Origin of the sequence: Citrobacter tructae, from assembly GCF_004684345.1 — a bacterium.
Classification (GTDB): domain Bacteria; phylum Pseudomonadota; class Gammaproteobacteria; order Enterobacterales; family Enterobacteriaceae; genus Citrobacter; species Citrobacter tructae.
The window spans coordinates 1,842,512-1,857,987 of sequence record NZ_CP038469.1; the positions used below are offsets into that span (position 1 = coordinate 1,842,512).

Here is a 15,476-nt window from a genome sequence, read left to right on the forward strand (position 1 = left end):
TCAACGTTTCCCCTGCGTCGGCGCAACCATCGGCAAATTCAGCCCTTGTTCGACGGCGCACTCCACCGCAATGTCATATCCGGCATCCGCGTGGCGCATGACGCCCGTCGCCGGATCGTTATGTAATACCCGGGCGATACGCGCAGCGGCTTCATCGGTGCCATCACACACAATCACCATCCCCGCATGCTGGGAGAAGCCCATTCCTACCCCGCCACCGTGGTGCAGTGACACCCAAGTCGCACCGCTGGCGGTATTGAGCAGCGCGTTCAACAGTGGCCAGTCGGATACCGCGTCAGAACCGTCGCGCATGGCTTCAGTTTCGCGGTTCGGGCTGGCAACGGAGCCGGAGTCCAGATGGTCACGGCCAATGACAATCGGCGCAGACACTTCACCGCTGCGGACCATTTCGTTGAACGCCAGCCCCAGTTTTTGCCGCCATTCCAGACCGACCCAGCAGATACGCGCCGGTAAGCCTTGGAAGTTAATCCGCTCACGCGCCATATCCAGCCAGTGATGCAGATGCTTATCGTCGGCCACGATCTCTTTCACTTTGGCATCGGTCTTATAAATATCCTGCGGATCGCCGGAAAGCGCTACCCAACGGAACGGGCCAATGCCGCGACAGAAAAGCGGTCGAATATAAGCAGGTACGAAGCCTGGGAAATCAAAGGCGTTTTCCACGCCCATCTCTTTGGCCATCTGGCGGATATTATTGCCGTAATCAAACGTCGGTACGCCCATTTTACTGAACGCCAGCATCGCCTCAACGTGCACGGCCATGGAGCGTTTCGCCGCCTGCACCGTGCCCTGTGGATCGGACACCGCTTTCGCCTGATACTCGTCCCAGCTCCAGCCGGACGGCAGATAACCGTGCAGCGGATCGTGGGCGCTGGTCTGGTCGGTGACCATATCCGGGCGCACGCCACGCTTCACCAATTCCGGCACAATGTCGGCGGCGTTCGCACACAGCGCAATAGAAACGGCTTTACCCTCACGGGTATATTTGTCGATGCGCGCCAACGCGTCATCAAGTGTGGCTGCCTGCTCATCCACATAGCGGGTACGCAGACGGAAATCGATACGGCTTTGCTGACATTCAATGTTCAGCGAACAGGCCCCCGCCAGCGTCGCGGCTAGCGGCTGCGCGCCCCCCATGCCGCCAAGACCGGCAGTCAGTACCCAGCGTCCGCTCAGGCTGCCCTGATAATGCTGACGCCCGGCTTCGACGAAGGTTTCATAAGTCCCCTGCACGATGCCCTGGCTGCCGATATAAATCCAGCTCCCGGCGGTCATCTGGCCGTACATTGCCAGCCCTTTGGCGTCCAACTCGTTGAAGTGTTCCCAGGTTGCCCAGTGCGGGACCAGGTTAGAGTTGGCAATCAGTACACGCGGCGCATTTTCATGAGTTTTAAACACGCCGACCGGTTTACCCGACTGGACCAGCAGCGTTTCATCGGCCTCAAGTTTGGTCAGCGCCTTAACGATGGCGTCATAGCATTCCCAGTCACGCGCGGCGCGACCGATCCCGCCGTATACCACCAGCTCATGGGGATTTTCCGCCACATCAGGATCAAGATTGTTCATTAACATGCGCAGCGGCGCTTCGGTCAGCCAGCTTTTGGCAGTTAAGGTGGTGCCTCGTGGGGCACGAATATCCTGCTGACGATACTTGCTGTGAGACATGGTAGAGCACTCCTCGCGAACGTTAGGACAGATAAGTAACATATACTTGTCTATACAAGCTATCGCAAGGTTGTGTTTAACAATTAAGATACATTTTTATTATATTGCGTCAGCAATCACGGTTTTCATCTCCTGCATCAGGACATGAAACGCCCCTGTAGACGATAGCGGGAACCCGGGAAGAGCAAACGGGCATGAGAGACAATGGATGACGCAGACCAGGTCTTGCGGCGGATCAACAGGCAGGGATCGTGTTCTTTAATGCTCAGTAGAGCGCACTCTTCCGCACTGGCGCGAACGGCCTCAACGATATGTTCACCTTCAGTCAAGGGGGCAATCAGCGACAGATAGGCATGCGGCGTGGTCTGACTGTAATCCTGTATCAGATATTCCGGCACAATCTCCGCATTGACGCAGCGATCTTCAATCTGTACCGGCAGGCCGTTTTCAAAGTGCACCATGATCGAGTGATAAATAAAGGTGCCTTCTTTGACGTTCAACACCAAAGCCTGCTGCGCGTTCGCGCGCGTTCTTTCCAGTTTCAGGACGTCGCACCTATGCTGATGCTGACGGGCGATGATTTCATCCGCGATGCTGCGAATTTCAAACAGCGCGGACTGGCCTTTGGGCTCGGCGACAAACGTCCCCACCCCCTGCAAACGGACCAGCAGCCCCTCGTCGGTGAGTTCACGTAGTGCCCGATTGATGGTCATGCGACTAAAACCATACTGCGCCACCAGTTCCGCTTCCGACGGGATACGATCGTGAGGTTGCCAGACGCCGCTGACAATCTTTTCACTGATCTCCTGTTTTACCTTTTCGTAAAAAGGGGCCGGAGCAGAACGGGAGTGGGATCGGAGCATGTGTTAGCCTTCCTTAAGCTGAGAATGAGAGTTGCCAAATAGCGGCGTAACGTTATCAGGCACGTCAGTGCCACCAGTGCGCGATTTGCCAGCCAAGCCGCGCCGCAACGCGCGCCGCGTTGCCATCATCGTCAAAACGGGGATTAAATTCAACCATGTCCACCGCTTGTAATTTACCGCTGCGACAAAGAGGCTCAATCAACCTGAGCAATGTAGACAGCGGTACACCCAGCGCGGCAGGTGCGGACACCGCTGGCATTTCCCAGACCGGCAGAACGTCGAGGTCGATTGTCAGATAGATAACGTCGACGTTTGAGACGAACTGCGCCATCTGCGCCTGCGCGTTATGACAGTGCAGATCCTCCACCACGGTAACACCGCGTTGCTGCGCTTCATCCCACAAAGCCTGGGTATTGGCCGCCCGGTTAACGCCAAAGCAGGCGTAATGGAATTCACGCTGCTGCGCATCACAGAGCTGCGCCAACTGGCGAAAAGGCGTACCGGAGGTCGCCTGGTCAGCATGGCGTAAATCCAGATGGGCATCGAGGTTGACGATACCTACGGTTGAGCGCGGAAATGCATCCAGCACGCCCGCGCCGTGGGCGAAAGCGGTTTCATGCCCGCCGCCCAGCACGAAGGTGCGCATCTCAGCCTGCTGGCAGCGTTGTACCGCATGACGTAACGCCTGCTGCGCCCCTTCAAGATCGGTAGCCTGCGCCACAATATTGCCCAAATCCACCAGCCGATCATGACCGTGATGACTGGCTAAATTCGCCAGCGCTTTGCGCAACGCATCGGGCGCGCCAGCCGCCCCCGTGCGTCCCTGATTACGCTTCACGCCTTCATCGCAGGCGAATCCCAGTAGCGCTATCTGCTCGCGATAGTTTTCAGGGCTAAACGCAGCACTGAGCGTGATGGTCTGAAACAGGCGCAGCGCAGTTGGCGATTCAGCGCGGTCATCGCGACCTTGCCAGAGCGCGGGGGAAGCGGGATGCCAGTGACTCATGATGGTTGTCCTCGGAATACACGTTGATACAGCGGATTGCGGCCAGGTTCATACAAAATTTCAACCGGAAGATGTGCATCCCACACCACAAAGTCCGCCACGAACCCCGCCTTTAGCTGACCATGAGTTGCCTGACGCCCAAGCGCGCGCGCCGCATGACGCGTGACGCCCGCCCACGCTTCTTCCGGCGTTAAACCAAACTGGACGCAGGCCATGTTCATCGCCCAGTGCAGGCTGATAAACGGACTGGTGCCGGGGTTGAAATCCGTCGCCACCGCCATCGGTACGTTATAGTGACGTAAAAGCTCCACCGGCGGATGCTGTTTCTCTTTGAGAAAGTAAAATGCGCCGGGCAGCAGAACACCGACCGTACCGCTGTGACTCATTGCCGCCACGCCCGCCTCATCGAGGTATTCAATATGATCGGCCGATAATCCGTGATAGCGGCTTACCAACTGCGCGCCACCGAGCAACGACAGCTGTTCAACGTGCCCCTTAACCGGAATGCCCAACGCCTGAGCAGCCTTAAATACCCGTTCGCTCTGCGCAAGGTTAAATCCGACGCTTTCACAAAACAGATCGACGGTCTCAAACAGGCCCTGTTCCCACAGTTGTGGCAAAATGGTCTCGCACACCAGCGTAATGTAGCCGTCGGGATCGTCACGGTATTCCGCTGGCGTGGCATGCGCGGCCAGCAGCGTCGGACTGATTTCAAGGGTATTTTCCGCCGCCAGCGCAGAGACCACACGTAAGATCTTCTCTTCTGTCGCCAAATCCAGGCCATAACCCGATTTCACTTCCAGCAGCGTGACGCCTTCTTTTATCAGCCGCGCCATCCGCGCATGCGCCACAGCAAAGAGTTGTTCGTCAGTGGCGCTGCGGGTCGCCGATACGGTAGCATTAATACCGCCGCCCTGAGCACTGATTTGCTGGTAAGACACTCCATTGAGCCGCTGCTCCCACTCGCCTGCGCGATTACCGCCAAATACCAGATGCGTATGGCAGTCAATCAAACCTGGCGTAACCAGTCGACCCTGCATATCAAAGGTATTGTCATGCGTACGGTATAATGAGGATTCCGGCACGATAGCCCGAATTTTGCCCTGACGAATAATCAGCGCATGATCGTCCACCAGCCCATACGGGGTATTACGTTCTGGATCCATGGTCGCCAGGCGGACATTACGCCATATGGCATCATCAGGGAAAAATTGCTGCATTCCACTCACCACTTGTCATAGGTTGTATAGACATTTATTGAGATCCTACGGATGTTGTCAACCTGAAGGGCAATAATTGTTATTTAATTGTGACGTCAGGACGCTCCACATCCGCCATTGCTGCTATAAAAAACAACTTTTTACCTTTTCGCCTTTCCGTTTCGCTCAACTTAGTATAAAAAAGCAGGCTTCAATGGATAACTTTCAAAGCCCGGAGCAACCTGTGAACATTTCATCAGTTTCCCGTCTGGCGCTGGCAATGGCTTTTGGCGTGACGCTGACAGCCTGTAGCTCTACACCGCCCGATCAAATTCCTTCCGATCAGACAGCGCCAGGTACCTCCTCGCGCCCGATTCTGTCGGCCAATGAAGCGAAAAATTTCGTCGCTGCGCACTATTTTTCAGCACTGACGCCAAACACCGCGCCGTGGAGCCCTTCTTCTATTTCTCTGCCCGCACAGCCTGACTTTGTTGTCGGCCCGGCAGGAACTCAGGGCGTTACCCACACCAGCATTCAGGCGGCAGTGGATGCGGCAATCATTAAACGCACCAACAAACGTCAATATATTGCGATCATGCCGGGTGAATATCAGGGCACGGTCTATATCCCGGCAGCAACAGGAAGCCTGACGCTGTACGGAATGGGCGAAAAACCGCTTGATGTGAAGATTGGCCAAGCCATTGACGGTGAAATGAGCACCGCTGACTGGCGTCGCACGGTAAACCCTGGCGGTAAATACATGCCGGGCAAACCTGCGTGGTACATGTTTGATAATTGCCAGAACAAACGCGGTACCAACATTGGTGTGCTGTGTTCTGCGGTCGTCTGGTCGCAAAACAACGGCCTGCAGTTGCAGAATCTGACCATCGAAAACAACCTCGGTGACAGCGTGGATGCGGGTAATCACCCGGCCGTTGCGCTGCGTACCGATGGCGATAAAGTGCAGATCAACAACGTCAATATTCTGGGTCGTCAGAATACCTTCTTCGTGACCAACAGCGGCGTACAAAACCGTCTGGAGAACGATCGTCAACCGCGTACGCTGGTGACTAACAGCTACATTGAAGGCGATGTGGATATTGTTTCCGGTCGCGGCGCAGTGGTGTTCGAGAACACCGATTTCCGCGTCGTCAATTCTCGCACACAGCAGGAAGCCTACGTGTTCGCACCGGCTACCCTGTCAAACATCTACTACGGTTTCCTGGCCGTTAACAGCCGTTTTACGGCTGCAGGAGATGGCGTGGCGCAGTTGGGCCGCTCACTGGATGTCGATGCTAACACCAACGGTCAGGTGGTTATTCGCGATAGCGTAATCAACGAAGGCTTCAACATGGCCAAACCATGGGGTGACAGCGTGATCGCCAAACATCCGTTTACCGGCAACACCGGTGCGGAAGATGACAAAGGCGAAATCCAGCGTAACCTGAACGACACTAACTTCAACCGCATGTGGGAATACAACAACCGCGGTATCGGTAGCAAAGTGGTTGCCGAGCCGAAGCAGTAAGTTCCACCGATCTATAATAAGGTCGCTGCCTGTAACAGGCGTAGCGACCTTTTTTTTGCCTTACACCAAACGCGCTTTATTAAAATTAATCAAACTTCCTGCTTTAATAATTTCACGCTCTTCTGCGGTCAGACTTTCCATATACAGGCTAATCTCACTGGCGCTGCCATTATCATGAAGGACGTACGCGGTTATCTCGCGACTGCATGCATCCAGCGCGCGGCGAATACCGGGAATATAGAGATAATCCCCCACCTCGAAAGACGGCTTACCGGCCATTTGCAGCGGTAACATCCCCCAGTTAATGACATTGGAACGGTAGCGCTTGGTGGCATATTCCTCGGCGATATTTGCCAACCCACCAATCACACGCTGACAGCTTGCCGCCTGCTCACGCGCTGAACCATCGCCAGGTTTGACGGCATAAATCATGCTGCCAATCCCCGTGTCCAACGGATCAACATTTTCCTGACCGGCCATCAGGCGAATACGGTCGAAGATCGGTGCCAGTGCGTTGTTTACCTCGCCAACCCGTCGCTGTTTTTCCAGTTCAGCCGTGGCTTTACTTCTTCCCACATACCCGGGATCCCGGCGTGAAAGCGTAAACTCTGCCAATCCTAAAGGATTTGAGCGATAGGAAGAGGTTTCCCCGGATGGGATCAACTCGTCAGTCGTTGTCACCTCATCGAGAATTTTTGACGCCACTTTCAACAGAATATTGTCCGTCAGTGCGCCAAGCTCCGGCCAGTCTTTAATATTGGGACCATAAATTAACGACTGCTGTGTGGCGCCTTTCACAAAGCCCTGGTACACGCGACTTTTATATGGTGCAGGGTCAAACGTATAGGCAGGCATCTCATCCCAACAATCCAGATCGCTCGCCGGGGTCAGGAATCCGCCATTTGCCGCCGTCGCAGCTATTGAACGCGCATCCATCAGCGCCACGGCTGACATTTGCCCGTTACCCGGCTTCGAACCTTCACGGTTAGGGAAATTACGCGTGGTATGACGGATGCTAAGTCCGTTATTGATCGGTGTATCGCCCGCGCCGAAGCAAGGACCGCAGAACGCGGTTCTGATAATGGCACCAGCGCCAATCAGATCTGCCACTACGCCTTTCTTCGCTAAGTCCATAAACACCGGCTGTGATGAGGGATAGACGGCCAGTGAAAATGTGTCGTTACCACAGGATTGACCACGTAGCGCATTGGCGGCGGCAATCACGTTCTCATAGTTACCACCCGAGCAACCGGCAATGATCCCCTGCTGTACTTTTAAACGGCCATTCTCCACTTTATCCAACAACGAGAGACTGGCTTTCCCTTGGGCGATACGCGCAGATTCAATTTCGACTTCCCGGAGAATATCCGTGAGATTCTCATTGAGAGTATCAATTTCATAGACATTGCTGGGATGGAAAGGCAGTGCGATCATTGGTTTGATCGTGCTCAGATCAACATATATACAACCATCGTACCAGGCTACCGGCTGCGGGTTTAGCGGGAGATAGTCTTGTTCACGACCGTGTATTGCCAACCAACGGCGAGTTTCATCATCCGTATGCCAGATGGAGCTCAGGCAGGTGGTTTCCGTCGTCATTACATCAACACTGTTGCGAAAATCAATGGAGAGATGCTCAATACCAGGACCGACAAACTCCATCACTTTATTTTTGACATAACCATTTTTAAAAACTGCGCCAATAATGGCTAACGCGACATCCTGTGGCCCCACGCCGGGTGCCGGTTTACCGGTCATATATACCGCCACAACGCCAGGGTAATCGATATCCCAGGTATCGTTTAACAACTGCTTGACCAGTTCACCACCGCCTTCACCTACTGCCATAGTTCCCAGTGCGCCATAGCGAGTATGGCTGTCTGAACCGAGGATCATTTTGCCGCCACCCGCCATCATTTCACGCATATATTGATGGATGACAGCAATATGTGGCGGCACAAAGATACCGCCATAACGCTGAGCAGCAGACAGGCCAAACATATGATCATCGCTGTTAATGGTTCCGCCTACCGCACATAATGAGTTATGGCAGTTCGTTAAAACATAAGGTAATGGGAAACGCTCCATACCTGAGGCTTTAGCTGTCTGAATAATGCCGACAAAGGTAATATCGTGTGAAGCTAATGAATCAAACTTAATTTTAAGCTTATTCATATCTCCCGACGTATTGTGAGCGGAGAGAATCGACCAAGCGATGGTTCCTTTTTTCGCTTCCTCTTTGCAAATATGTGCAGGTAAAGACTCCTCAGCTATAATTTCATTATTACCGGAGAGATAAACTCCTTTTTCATACAACTTAATCATTTGGTACTCCGTAGTCCTGTGCTTACATAACTGCACAGTCAATTAATAATTATAAAATTGGCTTATGGTTTACAACATATTCCAGTCAATCAACATACTCCACCACCAGACACCCAGCGTGATATGCACGATAAATGTTAAGAATGTGAGCATTCCGCCAACCAGCCACCATGATTTAATGTCGTTATAACCCACACCAAAAATAACCGGACCCGCCGCACCACCATAATGCGTCACCATTCCGCCATACGAGTTGGAGAAGAGTAATGCCAGAGCGGTTAACATCAGTGGTGCACCGGAGACATTCGCTAACATGGCAAAGACTGGCATCATCGCCACAATATAAGCGCTACCGGAAGCAAAGAAATAGCGGACAATAATACTCAGGAATAGAATAGCAAAGAAAGCCACGTTGCCATGGTTGTCAAAAGAGAGGTTATTTTTGAAAAGTTCGGCTAACCAATCAAAAAACTTCACTTTCGATAATAAAGAACTCAAACCGATAATACCGCCATACCAAATTAAGGTATTCCAGCCACCTTTATTTTTTACCACATCATCCCAGGTTACTACGCCCAGCAGGAGCATCGCCCCCATCACCACAATTGCCACCGTTGATTCATCAACGCCGAGGCTTTTACTGAAAATCCATCCTAATAGCGCGAGAACAAAAATACCCAGCAGCATTTTCTCGCGCCCCTTCATCGGCCCCAGATCCTGAAGTCCGGCTTTAGAAATGGTTTTGTTATCAACCTTCGTAATTTCAGGCGGGTACATAAAATAGATAACTAACGGGGTCAGGAGCAACACCACAATGCCAGGTAAACTCGCCGCCAGCGCCCATCCGCCCCAACTTAACTGCAGGTGGCAGATATCGTTAATCATTTTCAATGCCAGAATGTTCCCTGCCATGGCGGTAAAAAACATATAGCTGGTGGTTTTGGTGACCATATAAACCGTCATCATCAGGTAGTGGCCAACACGGCGTGGGCTTCTGTCTGGCTCAGAACCCAATGCCACCGCCACGCTATTGATGATTGGCAGCACAATGCCTCCCGCTCGCGCGGTGTTAGAAGGCGTTGCAGGAGCCAAAACCAAGTCCAGAAAAACCGTGACGTAGCCCAGTCCCAGCGTGGTATTACCGATTTTACCGATCAGAATATAAGCAATACGCTTACCCAGCCCCGTGGTCACAAACGCGGCGCTTAGCGTAAATGCAGAGAAAACCAGCCACGTCGTCCCTGAAGCATAGCCGCTGAGTACGCTGCTGGTTTTAAGTACGCCATGACCTAAATTGCCCACCACCACCATTGATGCCGCTACAGCAAGCAACAGCACCACCGGTTCAGGAAACGGTTTGATGACCAACCCGACAATGGCGGTAAGATAAATACCAAAAAGAACCCAAGCCAGCTCAGTTAATCCTGCTGGCGCGGGAATAATGCCAATAATACAGGGGATCGCCAAGATAACGATTAGCTTCCATAATGATTTCACATTCATGTGGTATTCCTGATTTATGAGTACAGGCAATATCGCGAAATAAATCCAGCATTCGCGATGCACAACCGTTTAATTAATGTTGTGCGGGAAGATAAACCTCACCAGAAAATATTTTCCGGGCGGTACGAATAACAGAAGCACGAATAGCAGAAATATCATCGCCCTCATTGCTCAAATGAACATCGAGAGAACCACCGGGGTGTTCAATTTTGATATTTCCATACTCTTCTGACGATACCACTTGCTGAGTCACCGTCCCTGCAATCACACAACTGCTGGCAATAGCAATGGCTCCGGTGATCGCCAGTGCTTTATGACAAGAATGAGGCATAAAATAGCGCACATTAACTGCACCGCTATATTGAGGAGATGAAATTAGAATAGGTTTAGGAATGACCATATTGGTGACATCCCCCAACCCCATGGCGAGTCCCGCCTGGAGCCGAATAGATTCTATACGTGCTAATAATTTTGTATCAGCATCCAGGTCTTCAGGTAATTCATAACCGGTTTTTCCCAGATATTCAGCAGGAATAATCACCACCGGTGTCGCCATATCCATGCAGGTCACTGGAACAGAATCAAAACAATCACGATGATTTCCCGTTGGGAAAATACGTCCTGTTTTTGATCCCGCAGCATTCAGGAACGTTAATGCAACAGGAGCGGATGTTCCCGGTACGCCGTCTATCTTTACCGCACCGTCATACTCAACAATACCTTGTGGCGTCTGTACATCGGCTTCAATATAGGTATTGGTGTTCACATTACGGATGCGTACGCGCGTCGTTGGCGTTGTAGCGGCAATCAGCCCTTGTTCAATAGCGAATGCTCCAACGGCGGAAAGCATATTGCCACAGTTTGGCGTGGTATCAACACGCTGTTCATGAACCAAAACCTGAGCAAATAAATAATCGACATCGGCTCGAGAATCATTTGAACGACAAATAATCGCCACTTTACTGGTTAGCGGGTTCCCCCCTCCAATGCCATCGATTTCCAGCGCATTGCCGGAACCCATAATTCTAATCAATACATCATCACGCAGCACGTTCTCTTCGGGTAAATCTTCTGCTAATAAAAATGCGCCTCTGGAGGTCCCTCCACGCATCATAACGCAAGGTATTTTTTTCATGACAACGCCCTCAAATATATTATTCATACTAAGGACATGGTTACATGTGAAAAATACTGTGGCTAATGACTTTGTTGCCGCGATTAGTGACTTTTTTTTATTAATTAAAAATTAAGAATTGCAGATACACTGGACACTTTTATCCAAGACAGGATCTTCCCCAATTGAGCCCGGAGTCAGAATGAAACATGAATTATCGAGCATGAAGGCATTTGTTACGTTGGCCGAGTCCAGTTCTTTTAACAATGCCGCCAAATTACTTAACATCACACAACCTGCTTTAACACGCAGAATTAAAAAAATTGAAGAGTATTTACATACTCAACTCTTTGAAAGAACAACCCGTAAAGTTACATTAACAAAAGCGGGGAGAGTGTTATTACCTGAAGCCATAGAGTTAATTAGAAAACTTGATGAAACTCTATTTAATGTTCGTGGAATGAATGCTTATCATCATGGAATAGTGACGCTGTCCTGCATTCCAACAGCCGTTTTTTATTTTTTACCGCTGGCGATCGGAAAATTTAATGATCTATATCCCAACATTAAAGTAAAAATTCTTGAGCAAGGGACGAGTAATTGTATGGAGTCCGTACTTTGCAACGAGGCTGATTTAGGCATAAATATGAGCGGCATCACAAATTCGGCTATCGACTTCACACCACTGGTCAATGAACCGTTTGTTCTGGCATGTCGGCGCGATCACCCGCTCGCCAATAAGCAACTGGTTGAGTGGCAGGAATTGGTGAATTACAAATTGATCGGTGTTCGCTCATCAAGCGGCAATCGCCTGCTCATCGAACAAAATCTGGCGGATAAACCGTGGAAACTGGACTGGTTCTATGAAGTACGCCATCTCTCGACCTCACTGGGTCTGGTTGAGGCAGGTCTGGGCGTTTCGGCACTACCAGGCCTGGCGATGCCACAAACATCGCACCCCACAATCACAGGGATTCCGCTGGTTGAGCCAGTTATCAGACGTACATTGGGAATTATTCGGCGCAAGGATGCTGTTCTCTCACCACCCGCTGAGCGTTTTTTCGCTCTGTTGTTGAATTTATGGGCCGACGATACGGACAATCTGTGGAGACCTATTTCTGAACACCAGAAATGCGTATTGCCCGATGCCAGCTAATGTCTTATCAGGTCTACGAGTTACGCCGCCATCGTAGACCTGATGAGTACCGATCTTTAGTACGCGTTAACCACTACCCACATCGGGCCTTGTCCTACCGCGTAACGACCTTTCTCCGTTAACAGTCCCTGCTCGCCCGCAATCTCATACACCGCAATATGGTGCGATTTTTGCCCGGCGGTAATCAGGTACTTACCGCTATGATCGATATTAAAGCCACGCGGTTGAGTTTCGGTAGGCTGGAAGCCCTCTTTCGTCAGCACGCTGCCGTCTTCAGACACGCTGAACACCGTAATCAGGCTGGCGGTTCGGTCACAAGCATACAGGTGACGACCATCAGGCGTGATGTGGATATCCGCCGCCCAGCGGGTGTCGGAGAAATCAGCAGGCATCATATCCAGCGTCTGTACGCACTCAATTTTGCCGTATGGATCTTTCAGTTCCCAGACATCGACAGAACTGTTCAGCTCATTCACGCAGTAGGCATATTGCTTATTCGGATGGAATGCCATATGACGCGGCCCCGCGCCTTCAACGGTAGTCACCTCCGCTGGATCCTGCGCGACCAGATGGCCATCGTCGCTGACGTCAAACAGGCAGATACGATCCTGTTTCAACGCCGGAACCCACAAAGTACGGTTATCCGGGGAGATATTAGCCGAGTGGCATCCGTCCAGACCTTCCACCACGTCCACCAACTCAACCGGCAGGCCATCCTCCAGACGCGTAACGCTCACGCTACCTGCGTTGTACGACCCGACAAATACAAAACGACCCTGATGATCGGTCGAAATATGCGTCGGGCTCCCCGGTAGCGCAGACTCCGCCGCAAAGGTCAGCGCACCGTCATCCGGCGCAATGCGGTAGGCCAGCACGCGAAACTCCGGGCGCACGCCAACATAGAGATAGCGCTTATCCGGGCTGACGACCATCGGCTGCACCTGACCCGGTACATCAACCACCTGCGTCAGCGTCAGTGAACCGTCGTGATTCAGGCTCCAGACGTGGATCTGCTGACTCTCAGGGCTGGCGGTATAAACGGTTTGCTTCATGAATACTCCTTTGCTTTTTGGCAAGTGACTGTAATTGCCTGACAGATGCCTAAGGTAGACGCTTTTAACGGTGAATGCTGAATTAAGGCTCAGAATTTTGTCCGACTGCCGACTCGGTGTACCATGCCAAAAGACACAATTCTCAACCTTAATCTGGAATAACTGATGACCACTCGCGTGATTGCCCTGGATTTAGACGGTACGTTGTTGACCCCGAAAAAAACCTTGCTGCCCTCCTCTCTCGAAGCGCTCTCTCGCGCCAGAGAAGCCGGCTACCAACTTATCATTGTCACGGGTCGTCATCACGTTGCTATTCATCCTTTTTATCAGGCACTGGCGCTGGATACACCTGCAATTTGCTGCAATGGCACCTACTTGTATGATTATCAGGCAAAAAAGGTACTGGAATCCGATCCCCTTCCGGTTGACCAGGCGTTGCAGCTGATCGACATGCTGGAGGCACATCAGATCCACGGTCTTATGTATGTGGATGACGCGATGCTGTATGAGCGCCCGACCGGGCATGTGGTGCGCACTGCTAACTGGGCGCAAACCCTGCCGCCGGAACAGCGCCCGACCTTTACTCAGGTACCGTCGCTGGCACAAGCTGCACATGATGTTGACGCCGTGTGGAAATTTGCCCTAACCGACGAAGACATCCCGAAACTGCAGCAGTTTGGTAAGCATGTTGAGCAGCAACTGGGGCTGGAGTGCGAGTGGTCCTGGCACGATCAGGTCGACGTGGCCCGCAAAGGCAACAGCAAAGGGCGTCGCCTGACCCAGTGGATTGAAGCGCAAGGCGGGTCAATGGAGAATGTCATCGCCTTTGGCGACAACTTTAATGATATCAGCATGCTGGAAGCCGCAGGCACTGGCGTGGCGATGGGAAACGCGGACGACGCGGTCAAAGCCCGCGCCAATATCGTGATTGGTGACAACACCACTGACAGCATCGCGAAATTTATCTACTCTCACCTGCTGTAATCAGGCAGTAATCGACACGCTCTTAATTTGTGCGTACAGCCACAGGCCAGGTTTGATGCCCAGTTCATCCCTGGCCCACGGGCTGATCCTCGCCCACAGCGTTTTCCCGCCGACTTCAAGCTGCACTTCCACCTGTCCATTGTCGTCATAGCACTGCGCAACCTTTGCCCGCAACACGTTGCGAATACTGGTCTGCTGCGGCGGTTGCAATACCAACGAAACATCAGATGCCTGAATACGAATACGCAGCGCGGTTTGCAGCGGTTGTTCCAGTTTATTGACCCACAAATGCTGATCGCCGAGCGCCAGTGCGGTCATTGCATAGTGCGGATGATGTTCCAGCACGCTGACTTTCAGAATGCTGCTTTGCTGTTCCTTCGGCAGCCAGGGATGCATCACGCTGCTGCCCCAGACATCCTCCAGCGAACCAAACGCTTTTACCTGCCCGTTTTCCAGCACCATCACTTTGTCGGCCAGATGCAAAATCTCATCCAGCGAGTGGCTGACGTAGAGCATCGGAATGTTGATTTCGCGCGCCAGGCGTTGCAGATACGGCAACAGTTCACGCTTGCGCGGAATATCCAGCGACGCCAACGGCTCATCGAGTAGCAACAGCTCCGGCGCGGTAAGCAGCGCCCGCCCAATCGCCACGCGCTGTTTTTCGCCACCGGAAAGGCTACCGGGCAGGCGGTCGAGCAGCGGTTCAATGCCCAACAGCGCCACCAGCTTATCAAACTGCCCAGCCATGCTTTTCGCCATGCCATAGCGCAGATTGCCACGCACTTTGTAATGCGGGAACAGACGAGCATCCTGAAAAACGTAGCCCACCCGGCGTTTTTCTGGGGTTAAGCAGATGCCGTTTTCTACGTCGTTCAGCACCCGACCGTTGAGCACAATGCGTCCTGACTGCGGCCGGGTCAGGCCGCTGATGGCGTTAATCAGCGAGGTTTTACCCGCACCGGATACGCCAAAAATCGCGGTGATCCCATTGGAGGGTAGCGTTTCGTTGAGCGTCAGACAGTGCGTGCCTAACGTCTGGGTGAAATTAAGCTCCAGCATG

At 52.2% G+C, this 15,476-nt stretch carries 12 protein-coding genes; 3 read left to right on the top strand and 9 right to left on the bottom strand.

What is annotated here, in order from left to right; genetic code table 11:
• From hutU to hutI, 4 genes are all read right to left on the bottom strand, one after another.
• A complete protein-coding gene (gene hutU / locus E4Z61_RS09725; RefSeq protein WP_135322586.1) occupies positions 1–1,686 on the bottom strand; it encodes a urocanate hydratase in 1,686 nt (561 codons plus the stop codon).
• Between the two features lie 137 nt (positions 1,687–1,823).
• Positions 1,824–2,549 (bottom strand): histidine utilization repressor, encoded by a 726-nt coding sequence (locus tag E4Z61_RS09730; RefSeq protein ID WP_135322587.1) that lies wholly within the window; start codon positions 2,547–2,549, stop codon positions 1,824–1,826.
• A gap of 64 nt (positions 2,550–2,613) precedes the next feature.
• On the bottom strand, positions 2,614–3,555 hold the full coding sequence (gene hutG / locus E4Z61_RS09735) for a formimidoylglutamase (RefSeq protein WP_135322588.1): 942 nt from the start codon (positions 3,553–3,555) through the stop codon (positions 2,614–2,616).
• Positions 3,552–4,775, bottom strand: a complete 1,224-nt coding sequence (gene hutI / locus E4Z61_RS09740) for an imidazolonepropionase (protein WP_135322589.1) — start codon at positions 4,773–4,775, stop codon at positions 3,552–3,554. Before hutI ends, hutG begins: the two co-directional genes overlap by 4 nt.
• 223 nt (positions 4,776–4,998) lie before the next feature.
• Here hutI and E4Z61_RS09745 point away from each other — a divergent pair, with 223 nt between their 5' ends.
• On the top strand, positions 4,999–6,282 hold the full coding sequence (locus E4Z61_RS09745) for a putative acyl-CoA thioester hydrolase (RefSeq protein WP_135322590.1): 1,284 nt from the start codon (positions 4,999–5,001) through the stop codon (positions 6,280–6,282).
• 60 nt (positions 6,283–6,342) lie between these two features.
• On the opposite strand, the gene E4Z61_RS09750 is transcribed toward E4Z61_RS09745, so the two are convergent.
• The 3 genes from E4Z61_RS09750 to E4Z61_RS09760 all read right to left on the bottom strand — a co-directional run bounded on the left by E4Z61_RS09750 (position 6,343) and on the right by E4Z61_RS09760 (position 11,245).
• Positions 6,343–8,607: a hydratase gene (locus tag E4Z61_RS09750; RefSeq protein WP_135322591.1), complete on the bottom strand. Its 2,265-nt coding sequence runs from the start codon at positions 8,605–8,607 to the stop codon at positions 6,343–6,345.
• 69 nt (positions 8,608–8,676) lie between these two features.
• Positions 8,677–10,110, bottom strand: a complete 1,434-nt coding sequence (locus E4Z61_RS09755) for an anion permease (RefSeq protein ID WP_135322592.1) — start codon at positions 10,108–10,110, stop codon at positions 8,677–8,679.
• Positions 10,111–10,183: 73 nt separating this feature from the next.
• Positions 10,184–11,245, bottom strand: coding sequence for a 4-oxalomesaconate tautomerase (locus E4Z61_RS09760; protein WP_135322593.1), 1,062 nt, complete (start codon positions 11,243–11,245; stop codon positions 10,184–10,186).
• Positions 11,246–11,426: 181 nt separating this feature from the next.
• Between E4Z61_RS09760 and E4Z61_RS09765 the strand changes: the two genes are divergently transcribed.
• A complete protein-coding gene (locus E4Z61_RS09765) occupies positions 11,427–12,380 on the top strand; it encodes a LysR family transcriptional regulator (RefSeq protein WP_135322594.1) in 954 nt (317 codons plus the stop codon).
• Between the two features lie 56 nt (positions 12,381–12,436).
• On the opposite strand, the gene pgl is transcribed toward E4Z61_RS09765, so the two are convergent.
• Positions 12,437–13,432, bottom strand: coding sequence for a 6-phosphogluconolactonase (gene pgl, locus E4Z61_RS09770; RefSeq protein ID WP_135322595.1), 996 nt, complete (start codon positions 13,430–13,432; stop codon positions 12,437–12,439).
• 165 nt (positions 13,433–13,597) lie between these two features.
• Here pgl and E4Z61_RS09775 point away from each other — a divergent pair, with 165 nt between their 5' ends.
• Positions 13,598–14,416: a pyridoxal phosphatase gene (locus tag E4Z61_RS09775; protein WP_135322596.1), complete on the top strand. Its 819-nt coding sequence runs from the start codon at positions 13,598–13,600 to the stop codon at positions 14,414–14,416.
• On the opposite strand, the gene modC is transcribed toward E4Z61_RS09775, so the two are convergent.
• Positions 14,417–15,475, bottom strand: a complete 1,059-nt coding sequence (modC, locus tag E4Z61_RS09780; RefSeq protein ID WP_135322597.1) for a molybdenum ABC transporter ATP-binding protein ModC — start codon at positions 15,473–15,475, stop codon at positions 14,417–14,419. It lies immediately after the preceding gene.
• Position 15,476 lies beyond the last annotated feature (1 nt).

Excerpts from the sequence above, each read along its gene's own strand:
- modC (WP_135322597.1), bottom strand. The coding sequence starts at position 15,475 with ATGCTGGAGCTTAATTTCACCCAGACGTTAGGCACGCACTGTCTGACG.
- hutI (WP_135322589.1), bottom strand. The coding sequence starts at position 4,775 with ATGCAGCAATTTTTCCCTGATGATGCCATATGGCGTAATGTCCGCCTG.
- E4Z61_RS09755 (WP_135322592.1), bottom strand. The coding sequence starts at position 10,110 with ATGAATGTGAAATCATTATGGAAGCTAATCGTTATCTTGGCGATCCCC.
- hutG (WP_135322588.1), bottom strand. The coding sequence starts at position 3,555 with ATGAGTCACTGGCATCCCGCTTCCCCCGCGCTCTGGCAAGGTCGCGAT.
- E4Z61_RS09775 (WP_135322596.1), top strand. The coding sequence starts at position 13,598 with ATGACCACTCGCGTGATTGCCCTGGATTTAGACGGTACGTTGTTGACC.
- E4Z61_RS09750 (WP_135322591.1), bottom strand. The coding sequence starts at position 8,607 with ATGATTAAGTTGTATGAAAAAGGAGTTTATCTCTCCGGTAATAATGAA.
- E4Z61_RS09765 (WP_135322594.1), top strand. The coding sequence starts at position 11,427 with ATGAAACATGAATTATCGAGCATGAAGGCATTTGTTACGTTGGCCGAG.
- E4Z61_RS09730 (WP_135322587.1), bottom strand. The coding sequence starts at position 2,549 with ATGCTCCGATCCCACTCCCGTTCTGCTCCGGCCCCTTTTTACGAAAAG.
- pgl (WP_135322595.1), bottom strand. The coding sequence starts at position 13,432 with ATGAAGCAAACCGTTTATACCGCCAGCCCTGAGAGTCAGCAGATCCAC.
- E4Z61_RS09760 (WP_135322593.1), bottom strand. The coding sequence starts at position 11,245 with ATGAAAAAAATACCTTGCGTTATGATGCGTGGAGGGACCTCCAGAGGC.
- hutU (WP_135322586.1), bottom strand. The coding sequence starts at position 1,686 with ATGTCTCACAGCAAGTATCGTCAGCAGGATATTCGTGCCCCACGAGGC.